Below are 20,730 nucleotides of genomic sequence, written 5' to 3' on the forward strand. Positions count from 1 at the left end.
GTCGGAGGCGCCCGCTATGGTCCCCCGCACAACGCGGGTGATCAAGGAGACAGGGTGCGCACGTTCGAGTACGTCGGTGGCAGCGCGGCCAGGTTCTGGCAGGTGGAGCGGGACGACGCGACCGTGACCATCCGGTACGGACGCCTCGGCTCGGCCGGCCGGACGCAGGTCAAGCAGCTCGGTTCCGCCGCCGAGGCCGTCGGGCACGTCGACAAACTGGTCGCGGAGAAGCTCCGCAAGGGGTACGCCGAGACGGGCGTGCCGGCGACGGCGGGCGCCGCCCCGACGTCGGCCACCGCCCCCGCCTCGGCCGCCGTCTCTCTGGCCGAAGCTCCCGCGCCGGCACCCGCCACCGCGCCGGCACCCACCGTGAGCGCCGACGTCACCGAGGACGGCATGGCGACCGCGAGCGGACCCGTCGACGGCCCGGCGCTGCCCGACGAGGAGACGTTCGTGGTGCCGGACGGCTGGCGGCGCAAGGTCCTGCCCCGCCACGACGGGGTGCCCGGCACGGCGTTGCCGCGCGGCCCCAAGGCGGTGCGCGCCGCCGAGGATCTGCTGCGCTCGGTGCGGGCGGGCGTCGAGCGGTTCGTCGAGCGGGGCGGCGACCCCGACGTCGGCGAGGCGCTGCGCGCCCACCTGGCCGGCGACCGGACGCCGCTCGGCGCGGGCGCGCTCATCGTTACGGTGGCCCACGAGGTCGGCTGGTACGACAGCGACCGACTGCACGCCCTGGCCGACGGGATGGTCGCCACCGACGGCGTGGTCTTCGCCGCCCGCGCCCTGGCCGAGTCGGCCGACCTGCACACCGGGTGGTGCTCGTGTCGCGACGGCGAGAAGTGCCAGCTCAGCCGGCAGCAGGGTGGGACCGGGGCATGGTGCGACCGCGACGGGCGGCTCGCGGTCGCCCGCCGGGTCCGCGCGCACCTGGCCGCCGCGAGCGTCGAGGAGTACGCCGCCGCCCGCGCCGCCCTGGCCGGGTACCGGGACGCGGCTCTCCCCGTGCGGGTGATGCTCTCCTTCCTCATGCCCACCGAGGCTGACTGGGTGGCCCAGGACGTGGACGACGTGGCGCGCGCCGGCGATCGCGATTTCGCCGAGCTGATGGTGTTCTCCGTCAACACCGCCGAGCAGTGCGCCCGCATGGTCGACCAGGTCATCTCCCTCTACTTTTTCCTCAAGGACGCGAACGCGGTCACCACGGCGACCGCCGCCGTCGGCCCGGCGCTCGCCCCGCTGCTCGCGGAATGGTTCGACAACCAGCACCTCGGCGCCGAGAGGCGGCGACGGCTGGTGTCGCTGATGTCGGCGTTCCCCACTGACGAGGCGATGCGCCTGCTGCTCGACCGGCTCGACCAGACGTACGTGCAGGCCGCGGTGCTGACCATGCTGGAGCGGTTCCCCGTGCGCGGGCTGCGGCTGCTCGCCGCATCGGCGGAGGGGGACACCCCGGCGGCCCGGGAGGCGGCGCAGCTGCTGCGCGGGCACGCCGCAGCGAATCCCGCCGCCGTCGCCGCCGCGCTGCCCGGGCTGGGCGACGCCGCCCGACAGCGGGTCATGGAGGTGCTCGCCGAGCTGGCGTCGGCGGTGCCGCAGGCCCGGCCCGAGCAGCTCCCGTCGGTGCTGGTCGACCCGCCGTGGCGGCGCCGGAGCGAGCCCGCGTCCGTGCCGCCGGTGACCGGCGTGCGGCGGGTCGAGGAGTCGGCGATCGCGTGGCTGCCGGGGGAGCGCGAGCGGTTCGCGGCGATGACCCCGACGTACCTGACCGACCGGCTCGACGACCGGTCGATGACGGACATCGCCCGGGAGATGGCGGCCTCCGGCCGCGTCGCCAGTGACATCGCGGTCGTGTTCTACACCATGGGGCCGGAGGCGCTGGCCCGTCCGCTGATCTCGCGCTGGCGGGCCAGCTACCCCCACAACGCGGAGTACTGGCTGCGCTGCGTGCTGGGCCGCTTCGAGGGGGACGCCCTGCCGGCCGTCCTGCGCCGCGCCCAGGCCGACCCGGCCGCCGCCGAGGCGCTCCTGCCGGTCGCCGACTCCGCCGTCGCCGACCTGATGGCGGGCCGGCTCGATCGGTCCAAGTCGCGGACGGTGGCCCTGGCCTGGCTGCACCGGCATCCGGCGGTCGCCGCCCGCGCGCTGCTGCCGGCGGCCCTGGGCATGCCCGGCCCCGCGCAGCGCGCCGCCGAGCGGGCCATGCGCGTCGTCGCGGTGGTGGACCCCGAAGCAGTCCGACGGGCCGCCGAGGGGTACGGGCCCGAGGTCGTCGCCGCCGCAACCGCCGCCGGGCTGCTCGACGCGGACCCGCTGGCGCAGCTTCCCCCGACGATGCCCACCCTGCCACCGTGGGTGGACCCGGCGGTGCTGCCGCCGGTCCTGCTGCGGGACCGCGCCGCGACGCTGCCCGCCGACGCCGTCCGGCACCTCGGCACGATGCTCGCCATCTCCCGTCCCGGCGAGGTCTACCCGGGCGTCGACCTGGTGCGGCGGGCCTGCGATCCGGCCTCGCTGGCCGAGTTCGGCTGGGCGCTGTTCGAGCGCTGGCAGGCCGCCGGTCACCCGCCGAATGAGGGCTGGGCGCTCACCGCGCTGGGCTGGCTCGGCGACGACGAGACCGCCCGCCGGCTCGCGCCGGTGATCCGTGCCTGGCCGGGCGAAGGCGGCCACGCCCGGGCGGTCACCGGCCTCGGCGCGCTCGCCTCGATCGGCACCGACGTGGCGCTGATGCACCTGTGGGGTCTGGCGCAGAAGGCCCCGTTCCGGGGGCTGCGCGAGGAGGCCCGGCGGCACGTCGCCGCGGTCGCGGACAGTCTCGGCCTCGACGCCGCGCAGCTCGGCGACCGGCTGGTGCCCGACCTCGGCCTGGACGCCGACGGCAGCCTGGTCCTCGACTACGGCCCCCGCCGGTTCACCGTCGGCTTCGACGAGCAGCTCAAGCCGTACGTGCTGGACGGCAGCGGGGCCCGCCGCAAGGACCTGCCCAAGCCGGGGGCACGCGACGACCAGGACCTGGCGCCGGCCGCGTACCAACGTTTCGCCGGCCTGAAGAAGGACGTGCGCACCCTCGCCGCCGACCAGATCCGCCGCTTCGAGGCCGCGATGGTGACCAGGCGCCGCTGGCCGGCCGCCGAGTTCCGCCGGTACTTCCTGGACCACCCGCTGCTGTGGCACGTCGTGCGACGGCTGGTGTGGGCGACCTTCGACGCCGACGGGGCGCTCGGCGTCGCGTTCCGGGTCGCCGAGGACCGCAGCCTCGCGGACGTCTCCGACGAGGTCTACGATCTGCCGGCCGAGGCGACCGTGGGCATCGCGCACCCGTGGCACCTCGGCGCGGCCGTACCGGCGTGGGCGGAACTCTTCGCCGACTACGAGATCCTCCAGCCCTTCGCCCAGCTCGGCCGGGAGGTGCACCACCTCGCCACCGACGAGCGGGACGAGAAGGTGCTCGGCCGGTTCGCCGGCGTGACCGCCGAGGCCACCCGCCTGCTCGGGCTGGAACGGCGCGGCTGGCGGCGCGGCGACCCGCAGGACGGCGGCTTCCAGCAATGGTTCGAGCGGATCCTGCCCGGCAATCGGGCGATCGTGGTCGACATCGACCCGGGCATCGCGGTCGGGGCGGTCGGCGAGTTCGCGAAGCAGGAGATCACGCGGGTGTGGGTGAACGACCGGCCGTACGGCGACTGGCGCGGCCAGGGCCGGGTGCGGTTCGGCGACCTCGACCCGGTCGTCGCCTCCGAGCTGCTGCGCGACCTCTCGGAGGTGACCCGGTGAGCGGGGCCGACGCGGCCGGCGGGCGGGCCCAGCGGCCCCCGGCCGAGGTGCGCCACGCCGACGAGCTGGCCCGGCTGCGGGCCGACGACACGGACCCTCGCCCGCCGGGCTGGGCGCTGAGCCTGCGCGCCGCCCGCCGGTTCATCCTCGGCGACCCCGCCGCCGGGATCACCCGCAAGTTCGTCGGCGACCCCTCGCTGATCGACCGGGCGCTGGTCGCGCTCGCCACCAGCCGGGGGCTGATGCTGGTCGGCGAGCCCGGCACCGCCAAGTCGCTGCTGTCGGAGCTGCTCGCCGCCGCCGTCAGCGGCGAGTCGACGCTGACCATCCAGGGCGGCGCGTCGACCACCGAGGACCAGATCCGCTACTCCTGGAACTACGCGCTGCTGGTGGCCGACGGGCCGTCGCCGCGCTCACTGGTGCCCGCGCCGCTGCTGCGCGGCATGGCCGAGGGCAGGGTGGTGCGCTTCGAGGAGATCACCCGTTGCCCCCTCGAGGTGCAGGACTGCCTGCTCTCCCCGCTCTCGGACCGGGTGCTCGCCATCCCCGAGCTGCCCGGGGCGGAGGCGATGGTGTTCGCCCGGGAGGGCTTCAACGTCATCGCCACCGCGAACACCCGCGACCGGGGGGTCAACGAGATGAGCGCGGCGCTCAAGCGGCGGTTCAACTTCGAGACGGTCTTCCCGATCCCGGACCTCGCCACCGAGCTCGACCTGGTCGAGGCGGAGGCGACCGCGCTGCTGGCGCGCTCCGGGGTGGCCGTCCCGCCCCGCCGGGACGTCCTGGAGGTGCTGGTCACCACGTTCCGCGAGCTGCGCACCGGCGTCACCGAGCGGGGCGACGCGATGGAGCGGCTGTCGGCGGTGATGAGCACCGCCGAGGCGGTGTCGGTGGCGCACGCCGTCGGGGTGCGCGGCTGGTTCCTGCGCGGCGAGCCGGGCGACCCGGCCGACGTGGTCGCCTGCCTCGCGGGCACCGCCGCCAAGGACGACGCGGAGGATCTGGCCCGGCTGCGGCGCTACCTGGAACAGCAGGTGCCCCGGCGCTCCGGCCCGCAGTGGCAGGCGTTGCACGACGCCCGGCACCTGCTGCCCGGCTGATGGCGACCGGCGCGCCCGCCGACGTCCACTTCCTCGGGGTCCGCCACCACAGCCCGGCCTGCGCCCGGCTGGTGGCGCGGACCATCGCGGCGGTGGAACCGGCGTACGTCCTGGTGGAGGGGCCGGCGGACCTGAACGACCGGCTGGACGAGCTGCTGCTCGGGCACGAGCTGCCGATCGCCGTGTTCACCGCCTACCGGGCAGGCGGGCACCGGCACGCGTCGTGGAGCCCGTTCTGCGACTACTCGCCGGAGTGGGTGGCGCTGACCGCCGGGCGGCGGGCCGGGGCGGAGGTCCGCCTCATCGACCTGCCCGCCTGGCATCCCGCGTTCGCCCACCGGGACAACCGGTACGCCGACGCCGAGCAACGCTATGCCGAGGTGGTCGAGCGGCTCTGCGCCACGTACGCGGTGGACAACGTGGACACGCTGTGGGACCACCTGTTCGAGGTCGCGCCGCCCGACGGGCTCGCCGAGCGGCTGGCCGTGTACTTCGACCTGCTGCGGGGCGAGTCCGACGCCGGGGCGGACGACACCGCGCGGGAGGCGTACATGGCCCGCTGGGTGCGCGCCGCCCGGGCCCGGGCCGGCGGTCGGCCGGTGCTGGTGGTCACCGGCGGGTTCCACCGGCCGGCGCTGGTCCGGCTGGCCGCCGCCGGTGACCCGGACCCGGGCACCCCCGCCGACGGCTGGCCGGCGGTGCCCGCGCCCGCCGAGGGGGCGACGGCGCGCAGCTACCTGGTGCCGTACTCCTTCCGGCGGCTCGACGCGTTCGACGGCTACCAGTCCGGGATGCCGTCACCGGAGTACTACCAACGGCTCTTCACCGACGGGCCGCAGCGGGCCGCGGACGGGCTGGTGGAGACGGTGGTCGGCCGGCTGCGCGAGCGCCGGCAGCAGGTCTCGACCGCCGATCTGATCGCCGCGCGCACCATGGCCGCGGGCCTGGGCCGGCTGCGCGGCCACCCCCATCCGGCCCGCGCCGACGTGCTCGACGGGCTGGTCTCCGCCCTGGTCACCGACGCGCTGGAGCAGCGGCTGCCGTGGACGGCCCGGGGCCGGCTGCCGGCCGGGACGCACCCGGCGGTGGTGGAGATGGTCGCCGCCCTCGGCGGCGAGCGGTCCGGGCGGCTGCACCCCGACACCCCACTTCCGCCCCTGGTCCACGACGTCGCCGCCGAGTTGGACCGGCACGGGATCGACCTGCGGGGCGACGTCCGGCTGGACCTGACCGACCCGGCCGACCTGGCCCGCAGCCGGCTGCTGCACCGGCTGCGGATCCTCGGCGTGCCCGGCCACGTACGCGAGCGGGGCCCCGCCCTGGGCGCGGCCCCGGAGCTGACCGAGCATTGGACGGCGCGCCCCGACGACGAGCGGCTCGCCGTGCTGATCGAGGCCGGCGGGCACGGGCCGACCGTCGTGGACGCCGCCGCCGCGCGCGTCGAGGAGCGGGCCGGCACCCTCGGCGGCGACGTGGACGGGCTCGCGGAGCTGCTCTTCGACGCCGCGCTGTGCGGGCTGCGGGAGCACTCCGGGCGGGCGCTGGAGGCGATCACCAGGGCGGTGGGTGGGGCCGGCCGGCTCGCCCCGCTCGGCCGGGCGCTGGCCGCCGTCCTCGCCCTGTGGCGGCACGACGTGCTGCTGGGCAGCGCCGGCGACGCCGGGCTCGGGGCCGCGATCGTCGCCGCCGTGCGGCGTACGCTCTGGCTGGTCGAGGGGATCCACGGCGCCGGCGCGGCGGAACCGGGGCGGCTGGCCGCCCTGGTGGCCCTGCGGGACGCGGTCCGGCACGCCGGACCGGCCCTCGGCATCGACCCGGCGCCCGCGCTGGCCACGGCGGCCCGGGTCGCCGCCGACCCGGCCGCGCCACCCGACCTGCGCGGCGCCGCGACCGGCCTGCGCTGGTCCCTGGGCGCCGGTGGGGAACCGGCCCGGGCGGTACGCGCGATGGCCGCGCCGGGCACCCTCGGCGACTGGCTCGCCGGGCTCTTCGCGCTGGCCCGCGAGCAGGTGGCCGGCGGCGAGCGGGAGTTGCTCGACGTGCTGGACACGCTCCTCGGCGAGCTGACCGGGCACGACTTCCTGCTCGCCCTGCCGGCGTTGCGGCAGGCCTTCGCGTGGTTCCCGCCCCGGGAGCGGGAGGCGATCGCCGGCCACCTGCTGACCCGGCGGGGCGCGACCGGCTCCGCCCGGTCCCTGCTGCGCCTGCCCGTCGACCCGGTGCTGGTGGCCCGCTCCCGGGCGCTCGACGCGGAGGTGGACGCCCTGCTCGCCCGCGAGGGGCTCGACCGGGAGGGGAGCCGACGATGACGGACGCGTCCGATCCCACGCTGGAACGGTGGCGCCTGGTGCTCGGCGAGGCCGCGCACGACGGCCTGGGCGGCCCGGCGCTGAGCGCGGAGGCGCAGGCCCGGGACGCGGCGCTGGACTGGCTCTACGGCCGCGACGAGGAGCTGGCCCGGCGCGGCGTGCGGCGCGGCGGCACCGGGCCGTCGGTGCTGACCACGGTGGACTGGCTGGACGGGATCACCCGGCTGTTCCCGAAGGAGACCGTCGAACGGCTGGAACGCGACGCCGTCGAGCGGTACGAGATCCACGAGGTGGTCACCGACCCGGAGCTGCTCCGCCGGATCGAGCCGAACCCGACCCTGCTGCGGGCGGTGCTGCGCACCAAGCACCTGATGAACCCGGAGGTGCTGCGGCTGGCCAGGCGGATCGTGGAGGCCGTCGTCCGGCAACTGGTGGAGCGGCTCGCCGCCGAGGTCCGGCAGTCGTTCTCGGGCGCCCGCGCCCGACGGCCCAGCCGGTTCCGGCAGGCCCGCAACTTCGACGTCCGGCGGACCATCCGGGCGAACCTCGCCCACTGGCGCCCCGACGAGCGCCGGCTGCACATCCGCTCCCCGCACTTCTTCTCCCGGACCCGCCGGCACCTCGACCGCTGGCAGGTGATCCTGCTGGTCGACCAGTCGGGCTCGATGACCGGCTCCGTCATCCACGCCGCGGTCACCGCCGCCTGCCTGTGGGGGCTGCCCGGGGTCCGCACCCACCTGGTGGCGTTCGACACCGAGGTGGTGGACCTGACCGCCGACGTGGACGACCCGGTCGAGCTGCTGATGAAGGTGCAGCTCGGCGGCGGCACGGACATCGCCCGCGCGGTCGCGTACGGGGCCGGGCTGGTGGAGAACCCGCGGCGCGCCATCGTCGTGCTGATCACCGACTTCTACGAGGGAGGCGACGCGGGCGCGCTGGTGCGTACGGTCGGCCAGCTCGTCGGGCAGGGCACCCACGTGCTCGGCCTCGCGGCCCTCGACGAGGAGGCCGAGCCGGTCTACGACCGCCAGACGGCGCAACGCCTCGCCGACGTGGGCGCCGGGGTCGGCGCGATGACGCCGGGGGAACTGGCCGCGTTCGTCGCCGAACACGTGGGCCGGTGAGCGTGGTGACCGGGCGACGTGCGTCCCGCCCGCCGGGCGACCCGAGCGACGGGGCGAGCAGGGCCGGCCGCCCGACGCGGCGCTCCCCGGCGTTGGTGCCCGGCCGGCCCGATCGGACGAAGGAGGAGCGGTGACCCGTGCCGACCTGCTGGCGCTCACGCCGGAGGTGCTCGCCACCCTGACCAACCGGGGCCTGGTCAGGCGGGCCGCCAAAGCCGTCGACGGCGGTGACCTGCCCACCCTGGACACCCGGCCCGACGGCACCGTCGTGGCCGACCATCCGGACGGCACGCGCAGCACGCTGCCCCCGGCCGGCGGGCTCACCGCCGGCACCTGCACCTGCGGGGCGCCCGGCGTCTGCCGCCACCTGCTGACCCTGGTCCTCGCCTACCAGCGCCACCCCACCCCACCCACCGCCTCGCGCGAGCTTGCACTTCCTGCCCAGTCAAAGCCGACATTCCACTCCAAGGGCGGGCCGAAAGAGCAAGATCGCGGCGGTGCCGGGGGAGAGGGCGGCGGGGCCGGGTGGGTGGACTGGTCGCCGGGGGCGTTCACGGACGAGGAGGTGGAGGAGGCCGTCGGGGCCGGCGCGGTGGCCGCCGCCCGCCGGCTGTTCCGGCGCGGTTACCCGGCCCGGGTGCGCCGGCCCACCGCGCGGGACCCGATCCCCCAGGTCGAGCTGCCCTCCCGCACGGTGCGCTTCCTCGTGCCCCACCAACTCGGCTACGCGCAGACCGACGCCGCCGCGGGCCAGGGCGAGGCGGTCGCGCTGGCGGTCTGGGCCTGCCGGGCCGCCGACCGGGAGCGGCCCGCCGGCCGGGACGTGCAGGTGCAGGTGGGCGGCGGTTCCGCCGTGCTGGACCGGCCCGCCCTGGACCGTGCCGTGGAGCTGGCCGGGGAGGTGCTGCTCGCCGGGGCGGCGCACCTCGGCGCCGGTCCGGTCGCCGCCCTCGCCGCGGCGCGCCGCGACCTGGACGCCGCCGGGCTGCGCTGGCCGCTGCTCGCCCTCGACGAACTCGCCACGCAGCTCGACGCGTACGCCGACCGGTCGGCCCGCTACCGGCCGGCGCTGCTCGCCGAGGTGGTCGCCGAACTGCACGCCCGCCGGCGGGCGGTGCGCAACGGCGGGGCCAGCCCGGCCGCCCGGGTGCTGGGCACCGAGGAGCCGGCCGAGGCGCCGCTGCGCCGGATCCGGCTCACCGGCGTCGGCGCCCGGGTGCGCGAGCTGGGCGGCGAGCGGATCGTCGAGGTCTTCCTCGCCGAGCCGGAGGCGGGCGGGGTGCTGGTGCTGCGCCGGGAGTGGCCGGCGACCGACGACGCCCCGGCGACCGGGCACCAGTTGGCCGGCCGCCGGGTGGCCGGCAGCACGCTCGGCGTGCTCGCCACCGGCAACGTGGTCACCGAGTCGGCGGTACGCAGCGCCAGCCGCCGGATCCGCTTCGCCACCGGCCGGATCGCCCGGACCACCGTCACGCCCGGCGCGGGGGCCTGGGAGTGGATGCCGGCCGGCCTGCTGGTCGACGACCTGTCCGCCCTGGCCGAGTCCCTCGCCGACCTGCCGCCCCGGCTGATCCGGCCCAGGGTCGACGCGGAGGCGGTGCGGCTCGTCCGCGTCGGCGAGGTGCGGTCGGTCCGGTACGCCCCGGGCGAGCAGCGCCTCGACGCGGAGGTGACCGACCCGACGGGAGCCATGGCCACGGTCTCCGCCGTGCACCGGCCGGTCTGCCCGGGGGCGCTGGACAGCCTCGCCGCCGCGCTGGCCGGCGCGCACGGCCCGCCGCGCTTCGTCAGCGGCACGGTCCGGCGCACCGTCGGCGGGCTGGTCGTGGAGCCGCTGGCCGTGGTCGCCGACGCCACGGTGCTCGTGCCGGACCTGGCGCCCGGGGCCGGCGACGGTGCCCTGGCCGGCGGCCTGGCCCCGGCGCCGGACCGGGTGGGCGCGGCGCTGCGCGACGGCCTCGGGCTGCTCGCCGAGGCGGCCCACACCGGCCTGCGGCACCTGCCGAGCAGTTTCCCCGACCGGTTGCGCGCGGCGGCCACCGCGTTGGCCGCGGTCGGCCTCGACGGCGGCGCGGACCGCCTCACCGCGCTCGCCGGAGCGCTCGGCCCCGACCCGGGTGCCGGCGCGGTCGGGGCCTGGGTGGACGCCCAGATCCGGCTGCTCACGACCGCCGAGTGCCGGTGAGGCCGCGCGAACCCGCCGTGCGGGACGCGTGAGCCGCGCGACGCCGCGCCCGCCGACGGCCCGGGGCTCGCCGGGGGCCGCGACGGGCCGTGCCGACCGGCCCGCCGGGTTACGGTGTGGGGCGTGGCGACGCCGGCCGAGGAGATCAAGGTGGGGGAGCGGCTGGTCCGCGTCTCCAGCCCCGACAAGCCGTACTTCCCCGAGCTGGGGCTGACCAAGCTGGACGTGGTGCGGTATTTCCTGGCCGTCGGCGACGGCGTCCTGCGCGCCCTGCGGGACCGGCCGACCATGTTGGAGCGGTGGCCGCGCGGCGTCTTCCCGGGGGCGAAGATCGCCACCCGGCAGGACAACCGGGGCGACGCCTTCTACCAGAAGCGGCTCCCGGCGGGGGCGCCCGAGTGGGTGCGCACCGCCCACATCACCTTTCCGAGCGGGCGTACGGCCGACGAGGTCGCGCCGAGCGAGCTGGCGGTGGTGATCTGGGCGGCGAACCTCGGCACGCTGCGGTTCCACCCGTGGCCGGTCGCCGCCGCCGACGTCGAGCGGCCCGACCAGCTCCGCATCGACCTCGACCCGATGCCTGGGGTGGGCTTCGACCAGGTGGTGCCGGTGGCCCACGAGGTGCGCGCGTTCCTCGACGAGTTGGGGCTGACGGGCTATCCGAAGACCACCGGCGGGCGGGGCCTGCACGTCTACCTGTCGATCGAGCCCCGGTGGAGCTTCGGCGAGTGCCGGCGGGCGGTGCTGGCGCTGGGCCGGGAGATTCAGCGCCGGCTGCCGGAGTTGGTCACCACCACCTGGTGGCGGGAGCAGCGGGACCGCCCGGTCTTCGTCGACTACAACCAGATGTCCCGGGACCACACGATGGCCTCGGCGTACTCCATCCGCCCCACCCCGCAGGCGCTGGTCTCCGCGCCCCTGGACTGGTCGGAGCTGGACGACGCGCGGCCGGAGGACTTCGACGTCACCACGATGCCGGCCCGGTTCGCCGAGCGTGGCGACCCGCACGCGGGCCTCGACGACCGGCGCTTCTCGCTCGAACCGCTGCTGGAGTTGGCCGACCGGGAGGGGCTGGAGGCCCCGCCGGAGCGCTGAGCCCGCCGGCCACGGCGGACCGCGGCCGGAGTGCCGGGCCTGCGGGCCGCCGCGGGCCGGGCCGCCGGAGCGGTGCGCCTGCCCGGCCATCCCGGCGCGGCTCACTCCCACGGGCTGCGGTCGCCGTCGAACTCGTCGAAGACCAGCCAGGTGCGGGTGGACAGCACTCCGGCGATGCTCTGCACCCGGCCCAGCACCACGTCCCGCAGCGTGGCGTTGTCCGGCGCCCGGACCAGGGCCAGCACGTCGTGGTCGCCACCGAGCAGCGCGGCGTGCTCGATGTAGCGGACCCGGGCCAGCTCCGCCGACACCTCCCGCCAGGTGTTCTGTTCGATCTTGAGCGCGACGTACGCCGAGGTGCCCAGCCCCGCCGCCTCGGGCGCGACCTGGGCCCGGAAACCGGTGATCACCCCGTCGCGCAGCAGCCGCTCCACCCGCGCGTACGCGTTGGTGCGGGAAATGTGGATCCGCTCGGCGAGGGTGCGCACGGAGGTGCGGCCGTCGCGGACCAGTTCGTCGAGGATCCGCCGGTCGACCTCGTCCAGGGGCCGGGCCGAACGTCCCGTTCCGGCGGCCCACTCCGCACTCGGCCCGGACTCCTGGCTCATGTCGATGCCTCCCGCATGCCATCCGTCCCGCGTTTGTCATGGATCTTGAGTCAATCATCCGACGGCAGGAGCATAGGCCCACCACACGTCCCAGGAGGTCCCGCCGTGACGACCACACCCGAGGCGGTCCGCAGGGCATCCCCGCGCAGGCGTCGGGCGGCCACCCCGCCCGACCCGGCCAAGCCGCTGCTGCCGGCCACCGAGCCGGTCCGTCTACTCGATCCCGCCGGCACGCCGCTGCCCGCCCACGCCGACTACCCCGAGCCGCCCGTCGAGGCGCTCGCCGACATGTACCGGCGGATGGTCATCGGCCGCCGCTTCGACATCCAGGCCACCGCCCTGACCAAGCAGGGCCGGCTGGCGGTCTACCCGTCCTCGCGCGGCCAGGAGGCCTGCCAGGTCGGCGCGATCCTCGCCCTGCGCGAGGACGACTGGGTCTTCCCGACCTACCGCGAGTCGATGGCGCTGGTCTCCCGGGGCATCGACCCGGTCGAGGTGCTGACCCTGCTGCGCGGCGACTGGCACTGCGGGTACGACCCCGCCGCCCGCCGTACCGCCCCGCAGTGCACCCCGCTGGCGACCCAGTGCGTGCACGCCGCCGGGCTGGCCTACGGCGAGGCGTACCAGGGGCGGGACACCGTCGCGCTGGCCTTCATCGGCGACGGGGCCACCAGCGAGGGCGACTTCCACGAGGGCGTGAACTTCGCCGCCGTGTTCAAGGCGCCGGTCGTCTACTTCGTGCAGAACAACAAGTACGCCATCAGCGTCCCGCTGTCCCGGCAGACCGCCGCCCCGTCGCTGGCGTACAAGGGCGTCGGCTACGGCGTGCCCAGCGAGCAGGTCGACGGCAACGACCCGGTGGCCGTCCTCGCGGTGCTCACCCGCGCGGTCGCGCACGCCCGCTCCGGCAAGGGGCCGTTCCTCGTCGAGGCGCACACCTACCGGATGGAGCCGCACACCAACGCCGACGACGCCACCCGCTACCGCGACGGCGCCGAGGTCGACGCCTGGCGGGACCGGGACCCGGTCGCCCGCCTGGAGACGTACCTGCGGGCGCGGGACGTGCTCGACGACGCGCGCGTCGCCGCGATCGCCGAGGAGGCCGAGGCGTACGCCGCCGACCTGCGCACCCGGATGAACGCGCAGCCGACGGTCGACCCGATGAGCCTCTTCGCGCACGTCTACGCCGAGCCCACCCCGCAGTTGGTCGAGCAGCGCGAGCAGGTCCGCGCCGAGCTGGCCGCCGCCGCAGACGAGGAGGGTGAGCGCTGATGGCCACCCTGACCATGGCGAAGGCGCTCAACGCCGCGCTCGCCGACGCGATGCTCGACGACGACCGGGTGGTCGTCTTCGGCGAGGACGTCGGCGCGCTCGGCGGCGTCTTCCGGATCACCGACGGCCTCCAGGCCCGGTTCGGCGACAAGCGCTGCTTCGACACCCCGCTCGCCGAGGCCGGCATCGTCGGCTTCGCCGTCGGGCTGGCCATGTCCGGGCTGCGCCCGGTGGTCGAGATGCAGTTCGACGCGTTCGCGTACCCGGCGTTCGAGCAGATCGCCTCGCACGTGGCGAAGCTGCGCAACCGCACCCGTGGCGCGCTCAGCGTGCCGATCGTCATCCGGGTGCCGTACGCCGGAGGTATCGGCGGGGTCGAGCACCACTGCGACTCCAGCGAGGCGTACTACGCCCACACCCCCGGCCTGAAGGTGGTCACCCCGGCGACGGTCGAGGACGCGTACTCGCTGCTGCGCCAGGCGATCGACGACCCCGACCCGGTCGTGTTCATGGAGCCGAAGAAGCTCTACTTCTCCAGCGCCGACGCGGAGCTACCCGCGACCACCGCGCCGATCGGCCGCGCGGTCGTGCGCCGCCCGGGCCGCGACGCCACCCTCGTCGCGTACGGGCCGGCGGTGCCGGTCGCGCTGGAGGCCGCCGAGGCCGCCCGCGAGGAGGGCTGGGACCTGGAGGTGGTGGACGTGCGCAGCATCGTGCCGTTCGACGACGAGACCGTCACCGCCTCGGTCCGCCGCACCGGCCGGTGCGTGGTGATCCAGGAGGCGCAGGGCTTCGCCGGGGTCGGCGCCGAGATCGCCGCCCGGGTGCAGGAACGCTGCTTCCACGCCCTGCACGCCCCGGTGCTGCGGGTGTCCGGCCTGGACATCCCGTACCCGGCGCCGATGCTGGAGCACACCCACCTGCCGTCGGTGGACCGGATCCTCGACACGGTGGCCCGACTCCAGTGGGACGACCAGCCGGACGGGCGCTGGCTGACCCGGGGGAGCGCGGCGTGACCACCGTGGACGGGGCGCAGGTCTTCCTCCTGCCCGACCTGGGGGAGGGGCTGAGCGAGGCCGAGATCGTCGAGTGGCGGGTCGCCGTGGGCGACGTGGTCACGGTGGACCAGACCGTCGTCGAGGTGGAGACCGCCAAGGCCGTCGTCGACGTGCCCTGCCCGTACGCCGGGCGGGTCGTCGCGCTGCACGGCGCGGCGGGTGAGGTCCGCCCGGTCGGCCAGCCGCTGGTCACCATCGCGCCGGTGGACGGCGACGGCGGGGCCGGCGACGAGCCCGCCGGGCACGCCACCTACCGCGAGGAGGAGCGCGCCGGCTCCGGCAACGTCTTGATCGGGTACGGCACCGGCCACGGCGGCTCGGGGCGGCGGCGTCGCCGGCCCCGCCCCGCGGTCGCCCTCGACCACCGCCCGGCCGAGCCGCTGGCGGCGCCCGCCGCCCCGGCGGTGGCGGCGGACCGCCCGCGCGACGCGGCGCCCCTGATCATCTCGCCGATCGTGCGCCGGCTGGCCCGCGAGCACGGCCTCGACCTGGCCGCGCTGCGCGGCACCGGCCCCGGCGGGGTGGTGCGCCGCGCCGACGTGGAGGCCGCCGTGGCCGAGGCCGCCTCGCCGGCCGCCCGGCTCGCCGCGGTGCCGGACCAGCCGGACGCGCCGGACGCGGCGGACGTGGTCGTCCCGCTGACCGGCATCCGCAAGGCGATCGCCGACAAGCTCTCCCGCAGCCGGCGGGAGATCCCCGAGGTGACCATCTGGGTGGACGTCGACGCCACCGGGCTCCTGGCGACCCGGGCCGCGATCAACGCGGCGACCCCGGACGCGCCGGTGAGCATCCTGGCCCTGCTCGCCCGGATCTGCCTGTCCGGGCTGCGCCGGTTCCCGCAGCTCAACGCCCGCGTCGACACCGAGGGCCAGCGCATCGTCCAGTCCGCCGGGGTGCACCTGGGCATCGCCGCCCAGACCGACCGGGGGCTGGTCGTGCCGGTGCTGCGGGACGCGCAGCGGCTCACCACCGCCGAGCTGGCGGCCGAGCTGACCGCGACCACCTCGGCGGCCCGGGCCGGCACCCTGCCCCCGGCCCGGCTCACCGGCGGCACGTTCACGCTGAACAACTACGGCGTCTTCGGCGTCGACGGCTCCACGCCGATCATCAACCACCCCGAGGCGGCGCTGCTCGGGGTGGGGCGGATCGTGGACAAGCCGTGGGTGGTGGACGGGCAGCTCGCGGTGCGGAAGGTGACCCAGCTCAGCCTGACCTTCGACCACCGGGTCTGCGACGGCGGGGTGGCGGGGGGTTTCCTGCGGCACGTCGCCGACTGCGTCGAGCAGCCGGCGCTGCTGATCGCCAACGTCTGACCCGCCGCGACGGCCCCGGTTCCGCCTCCGGCGGTGCCGGGGCCGTCGCCGTCGCGGCGGGTGTTTCCCCGAAAGCGGGCCGGGAATGCGGGCCTGGCTGTCCCGCCGAGGGGAGGACGAGGTGGCGTACCCGGACATGTCCTCCGCCGGCGGCGTGCGCCGCTACGCGGTCGCCGGCGCCCCGCTGCTCTGCGACGCCCGGGAGCACGGCCTGGTGGGCGACGGCGCGACCAACGACCAGCCGGCCCTGGCGGCGCTGGTGGACCGCCTCGGCGACGCGCACGCCGCCGACGGCCGGGTCCGGATCATCTACTGCCCGCCCGGGGTGTACTCGATGCGGGACTCGGGCACGGTCTGGCGCTCCGGGGTGTCGCTGATCGGCGCCGGCCCGGGGGCGACCCGCTTCGTGCTCAGCAACGCCGGCAACCGGGCCGACCCGGCCCCGCTGGCCTTCCACACCGTGCAGCAGCACGGGGCCGGCCCTGACCGCCACCTGGCCGACTGCACCTTCGCCGACTTCGAGATCGACGGCTCGGGCGTGGCGTCGGCGGACTACAACCCGCTGGCCAAGGGTCTCGGCCTGCAGTACGTCGTCCGGGGTGTGTTCCGCAACCTGTACATCCACCACACCGCCGCCACGGGCCTGGGCTGCGACTTCCTCCAGGACTGCCTGATCGACGGGGTGCTGGTGGTCGGCTGCGGGCGGCTGGACAACGGCACCCAGATGGGCGGCGCGGGCGTCGGCGTCGGCATCGGCGGCTGGGGCAGCGTCGAACGGTTCAACATCGTCAACTGCAGCGCGGTGGACAACGCGACCAACGGGATCTTCCTGGAGTTGCAGGAGGCGAGCCACCTGCGCCCGCGCGGGGTGCGGATCATCGGCTGCCACGCCCAGGGCAACCGGTTCGGCATCTCCGACTGGGGCGCGAACGGCCTGATCGTCTCCGCCTGCACGATGACCGGCAACCTGGAGGCGGGCTTCCACGTCTCGGCGAAGGGCACCACGCACACCGCCGGGCGGGCCGGCATCCTCACGGACTGCGTGATCGACGGCAACCTGGGCGACGGGGTCAGCATCGGCAACACCCCCGGGCCGTACACGATCCGCGGCAACCGGATCAGCGGCAACGGCCGGTACGGCTACCACCAGCGCAACCTCGGCGGCGCGGAGGAGCAGATCGCCGAGGAGATCGTCATCGAGAGCAACGACTTCTACGGCAACAGCGCCGACGCCATCCGCATCGACCGCCCGCTCCGCGACATGATCGTGGTGGGCAACCGGATCCGCAACAACGGGCGGCAGTGCGCGCCGGCGATGAGTGGGCGCGGCGACTCGGTGCGCTACAGCGAGCGGAAGGTGGTGGACCGGCGGGCGACCTGGCCGAACGACGGTCACCGGGGCAAGGTGGTGCGCGTCGGCGACGGGATCGCCACGGTGGCCGCCAACGACGACAACGAGCTGACGCTCGCGCCGATCCGCCCCGACGCCTCCAGCGGGTGGAGCGGGGGCACGCCGCTGCCGGGAACGCCGTACGAGCTGCCGGCCGGCCCGCCGGTGCGGGCCGGCATCACGATCAACGCGGCGGTCGACTCGGCCACCATCCGGGGCAACCGGATCTGGGACAACAAGAACCCGAGCACCCAGAACCACGGCCTCTGGATCACCGACGAGGGCAGTTGCGTGGACTGCCGGGTGGAGGACAACGACCTCGCCGGGAACGCCGACTCCGCCATCCGCATGGACACCCCGCCGGTCGGCGGCCGGTGGGAACGCAACCACGGCGACGACGACTGGACCTGAGCCGGCGCCACGCGGGTGGCCGAGGCCCGCCCGGCCGTTGCCCGTCGCCGCCGCCACGAGGCCGGGGCGGGGCACCGGGGGCGGGTCGGGCGGGAACGGCGCGGGGCGGCGCAACCGGGACGCGGCGGCATGGCCGGGCTCCGGCGGTGCCGGTCCGGGCGATCCCGGACGGACCCGGAAACGGGGGCACCCGGACCCATTCCGCGCAGTCCGGCAAATGCGCCCCATAATTGCTTTTCCCTTTTCGCCGAAAATTGCGCGCCCGTCCGGGCGGTATGGAGAGAATGTGGCGGAGGACGCCAATTAACGGGGGGACGCATCATGAAGTTGAGGCGGCGACTGACGGTTCTGGCCGTGACCATCGCGGCCACGCCGTTGGCCCTCGGCGGGTGCACCGCCGACCGCAAGCCGGGTGCCGGGTCGGCCGAGGGCCGGGCGACGGCCCCGGAGTTGGCCGTGACGCCCGCCGACCGCGCCCGCGAGGTGCCGGTCAGCGCCGAGGTGGGGACCGTCGTCAAGGGTGGACGGGTCACGTCGGTCCGGATCACCGACGACAAGGGCGCGGAGGTCAAGGCGGAGCCCCGGGAGGACGGCTCGGGCTGGGTGCCGAGCAAGCCGTTGCAGCCGCGGCGCACCTACACCGCGGAGGTGACCGCCACGGGTGACTCGGGGAAGACCACCACCCGGAAGACCACCTTCACCACGATGCCGAAATCGTCGAAGCCGGAAATCACCAGCACGTTGTATTTCGCCGGCAACCGGACGTACGGCACCGCCATGCCGGTGACCGTCGCCTTCGACCCGCCCATTCCGAAAGAGGCCAGGGCGGACGTGCAGCGCCGATTGTTCGTGAAGACCGACCCGCCGCAGCCGGGCACCTGGTCGTGGGTGTCCGACGGCAGCCAGGTCTATTACCGGGCCCCCGATTTCTGGCGTCCGGGCACCACGATCAGCGTCCGGGCCGGGCTGGAGGGTCTGCCGATCGGCAAGGACCGGGTCGGCGACTCCGACCGGACCGCCACCTCCAAGATCGGCCGGCAGGTGGCTCTGGAGATCGACAACGCGACCAAGCAGATGTCCGTGGTGCGCGACGGCAAGGTCGTCCGCAAGATCCCGGTCAGCATGGGCAAGCCGAGCACGCCGACCTCCAGCGGCAAGATGGTGATCATGGAGAAGCACGAGTACACGACGTTCGACACCCGGGGTTCGGCCGACCCCTACGTGGTCGACGTCGAGGACGCCCAGCGCCTCACCTGGGGCGGTGAGTTCATCCACGCGGCGCCGTGGTCGGTGGGGGACCAGGGCAACACCAACGTCTCGCACGGCTGCACCAACGTCTCCAACGAGGCCGCGGACTGGCTGATGGGCGTCACGCAGGTCGGCGACCTCGTCACCATCAAGGGCACCGAGGTCGGGTTGAACGAGGGCAACGGCTGGACCGCGTGGAACGTCGGCTGGGACGAGTTCGCCAAGGGCAGCGCGCTGCCGGTGCCGGCCGGGCTCCGGCCGGCCCCGTCGCAGGCCCCGCACCCGGGCGCCGTGGCCGGGGGCTCGCCGGTGCCGGCGCCGTCCGTCCGCGGCGGCTGACCCGGCCGTACGCACACGGGGGACCGGTCCGCCGCCAGGCGGGCCGGTCCCCCGACCTGCCGGTCTCGGCGAGCGGCCGGGGCCGGGTGCCCGGCGGCGCGTCCACCGGCCACCACCAGAGCCGGCCGTCCTCGGTCCCGCTGACCACCCGCCCGGACGGGTCGACGACCACGTCCTCCGGGCCGGCGACGCCGTCGGGCCGGGGCAGCAGTTCGGCGGCGTCGAGCCGGCGGTCGGTGGGGGACCACGGCCCGTCGAGCGGGGGCGGGAGGGTGGCGGGCTCACGGACGGGACGGATCAGCCACGGCGCGCGGGGACGGGGAGGAGCGACCATCGGCCCGTTCCCGCCCGCCGGTGTGGCACCCGCCGGCTCTCGACGCCGGGCGGCGCGGGTGGGCTGGAGATCATCGCGGTGGCGCGGTCCTCCTCCCTGAGGAGGATCAGGGAGGCCCTCGGGGGTGACCCTGGGTGGACCCGGATCCCGTCCCTGGGCAGGGCGGAAATGTCGGTGGTGGGGGCTAGATTCGTCGGCATGGGGCAGCGTGAGGACAGGTTCCACGTCGAGGTCAGCGTGGACGATTACGTGGTGGACGTGCGGGCGATCGGCGAGGTCGACATCGCCACGGTCGCCGCGTTCCGCTCCGCGCTCTGGGCGGCCCCCGCCCGGCCGGTGCTCCGGCTGGATCTCTCGGGCGTCCGCGTGCTCTCCGCCGCGGGGGTGCGGGCGCTCGTCGCCGCGCACCTGCGCATCCGCGCCCGGGGCGGTGAGTTGGTGCTGCTGCACCCCGACCCGGTGGTCGCGCGGGTGTTGCGGGCCACCGGCCTGCACCGGGTCATCCCGATCGTCGACTCGTGCGCCGACCGGGAGCTCGTCGCCTGCTGACCACCCCCGACCGATCGGGTGCGTGTGCGCCCGGGGGCCGACCGCGCGTGGGCGGGTCGACCCCCAGGCCCGTGCTCAACGGCTCAGCGGACGCCGACCAGGTCGACGACGAAGACCAGGGTCTCGCCCGGCTTGATGACGCCACCGGCGCCCCGGTTGCCGTAGCCCAGGTGCGGCGGGATGGTCAGCCGGCGCCGGCCGCCGACCCGCATGCCCACCACGCCCTGGTCCCAGCCGGCGATGACCTGCCCGGCGCCGAGCCCGAACTGGAACGTCTCGCCCCGGTTCCAGGAGGAGTCGAACTCGCGGCCGGTGGAGTGCGCCACCCCCACGTAGTGGACGTCGGCCAGCTGCCCTGGCTGGGCCTCCGGCCCCTCGCCGACGGTGATGTCCTCGATGACGAGATCGGCGGGCGGCGCGCCCTCGATCGGCCCCACCTCGGGCTTGCCGGAGCGGGCACCTGCTGCCTGGTTCATACGGGAGTCTCCTGCCGTTTCGGTCCTGATGTCCCGGTCACCATCCTGCCGGATGGCGGCCGGTCGGCGCGCGGCGGTCCCGGGAGCGGCTCGCGTGCGTCGACGTGTCGGCGATGTGCGAGCCCTCGGCGCCGTCGGGCGGGAG

At 75.8% G+C, this 20,730-nt stretch carries 14 protein-coding genes and 1 pseudogene; 12 read left to right on the forward strand and 3 right to left on the reverse strand.

What is annotated here, in order from left to right:
- Positions 1–54: 54 nt before the first annotated feature.
- The 6 genes from ACZ6O2_RS21475 to ACZ6O2_RS21500 all read left to right on the forward strand — a co-directional run bounded on the left by ACZ6O2_RS21475 (position 55) and on the right by ACZ6O2_RS21500 (position 11,587).
- Positions 55–3,774, forward strand: coding sequence for a DUF4132 domain-containing protein (locus ACZ6O2_RS21475; protein ID WP_466024046.1), 3,720 nt, complete (start codon positions 55–57; stop codon positions 3,772–3,774).
- Positions 3,771–4,874: an ATP-binding protein gene (locus ACZ6O2_RS21480; RefSeq protein WP_466024047.1), complete on the forward strand. Its 1,104-nt coding sequence runs from the start codon at positions 3,771–3,773 to the stop codon at positions 4,872–4,874. Before ACZ6O2_RS21475 ends, ACZ6O2_RS21480 begins: the two co-directional genes overlap by 4 nt.
- Positions 4,874–7,183 (forward strand): DUF5682 family protein, encoded by a 2,310-nt coding sequence (locus ACZ6O2_RS21485; RefSeq protein ID WP_466024048.1) that lies wholly within the window; start codon positions 4,874–4,876, stop codon positions 7,181–7,183. The genes ACZ6O2_RS21480 and ACZ6O2_RS21485 overlap by 1 nt, the downstream gene beginning before the upstream one ends.
- Entirely contained in the window at positions 7,180–8,307 is a 1,128-nt protein-coding gene (locus ACZ6O2_RS21490; protein WP_466024049.1) for a VWA domain-containing protein, read from the forward strand. Before ACZ6O2_RS21485 ends, ACZ6O2_RS21490 begins: the two co-directional genes overlap by 4 nt.
- 130 nt (positions 8,308–8,437) lie before the next feature.
- Positions 8,438–10,492, forward strand: a complete 2,055-nt coding sequence (locus tag ACZ6O2_RS21495; RefSeq protein WP_466024050.1) for a hypothetical protein — start codon at positions 8,438–8,440, stop codon at positions 10,490–10,492.
- A 123-nt stretch (positions 10,493–10,615) separates the two neighbouring features.
- Positions 10,616–11,587: a DNA polymerase domain-containing protein gene (locus tag ACZ6O2_RS21500; RefSeq protein ID WP_466024051.1), complete on the forward strand. Its 972-nt coding sequence runs from the start codon at positions 10,616–10,618 to the stop codon at positions 11,585–11,587.
- 101 nt (positions 11,588–11,688) lie between these two features.
- On the opposite strand, the gene ACZ6O2_RS21505 is transcribed toward ACZ6O2_RS21500, so the two are convergent.
- On the reverse strand, positions 11,689–12,195 hold the full coding sequence (locus tag ACZ6O2_RS21505) for an Lrp/AsnC family transcriptional regulator (RefSeq protein WP_350707560.1): 507 nt from the start codon (positions 12,193–12,195) through the stop codon (positions 11,689–11,691).
- A gap of 105 nt (positions 12,196–12,300) precedes the next feature.
- Between ACZ6O2_RS21505 and pdhA the strand changes: the two genes are divergently transcribed.
- The 5 genes from pdhA (at position 12,301) to ACZ6O2_RS21530 (ending at position 19,226) form a co-directional block, all read left to right on the forward strand.
- A complete protein-coding gene (pdhA, locus tag ACZ6O2_RS21510; RefSeq protein WP_350707562.1) occupies positions 12,301–13,467 on the forward strand; it encodes a pyruvate dehydrogenase (acetyl-transferring) E1 component subunit alpha in 1,167 nt (388 codons plus the stop codon).
- The gene (locus ACZ6O2_RS21515; RefSeq protein ID WP_350707564.1) at positions 13,467–14,483 is read left to right on the forward strand and encodes an alpha-ketoacid dehydrogenase subunit beta; all 1,017 of its coding nucleotides are present in this window, start codon (positions 13,467–13,469) and stop codon (positions 14,481–14,483) included. Before pdhA ends, ACZ6O2_RS21515 begins: the two co-directional genes overlap by 1 nt.
- Positions 14,480–15,838, forward strand: coding sequence for a dihydrolipoamide acetyltransferase family protein (locus tag ACZ6O2_RS21520; RefSeq protein ID WP_466024052.1), 1,359 nt, complete (start codon positions 14,480–14,482; stop codon positions 15,836–15,838). The genes ACZ6O2_RS21515 and ACZ6O2_RS21520 overlap by 4 nt, the downstream gene beginning before the upstream one ends.
- 136 nt (positions 15,839–15,974) lie before the next feature.
- Entirely contained in the window at positions 15,975–17,639 is a 1,665-nt protein-coding gene (locus ACZ6O2_RS21525; RefSeq protein WP_466024082.1) for a right-handed parallel beta-helix repeat-containing protein, read from the forward strand.
- A 321-nt stretch (positions 17,640–17,960) separates the two neighbouring features.
- On the forward strand, positions 17,961–19,226 hold the full coding sequence (locus ACZ6O2_RS21530) for a L,D-transpeptidase (protein ID WP_466024053.1): 1,266 nt from the start codon (positions 17,961–17,963) through the stop codon (positions 19,224–19,226).
- Positions 19,227–19,353: 127 nt separating this feature from the next.
- Here the strand turns inward: ACZ6O2_RS21530 and ACZ6O2_RS21535 are convergent.
- Positions 19,354–19,560, reverse strand: a pseudogene (locus ACZ6O2_RS21535) (SMP-30/gluconolactonase/LRE family protein); the annotation flags it as partial.
- 198 nt (positions 19,561–19,758) lie between these two features.
- Here ACZ6O2_RS21535 and ACZ6O2_RS21540 point away from each other — a divergent pair.
- Positions 19,759–20,109 (forward strand): STAS domain-containing protein, encoded by a 351-nt coding sequence (locus tag ACZ6O2_RS21540; protein ID WP_466024054.1) that lies wholly within the window; start codon positions 19,759–19,761, stop codon positions 20,107–20,109.
- 83 nt (positions 20,110–20,192) lie between these two features.
- On the opposite strand, the gene ACZ6O2_RS21545 is transcribed toward ACZ6O2_RS21540, so the two are convergent.
- The gene (locus ACZ6O2_RS21545; RefSeq protein ID WP_350707573.1) at positions 20,193–20,585 is read right to left on the reverse strand and encodes an FKBP-type peptidyl-prolyl cis-trans isomerase; all 393 of its coding nucleotides are present in this window, start codon (positions 20,583–20,585) and stop codon (positions 20,193–20,195) included.
- Between the last annotated feature and the right edge of the window lie 145 nt (positions 20,586–20,730).

Source organism: Micromonospora sp. NPDC048040 (assembly GCF_055587185.1).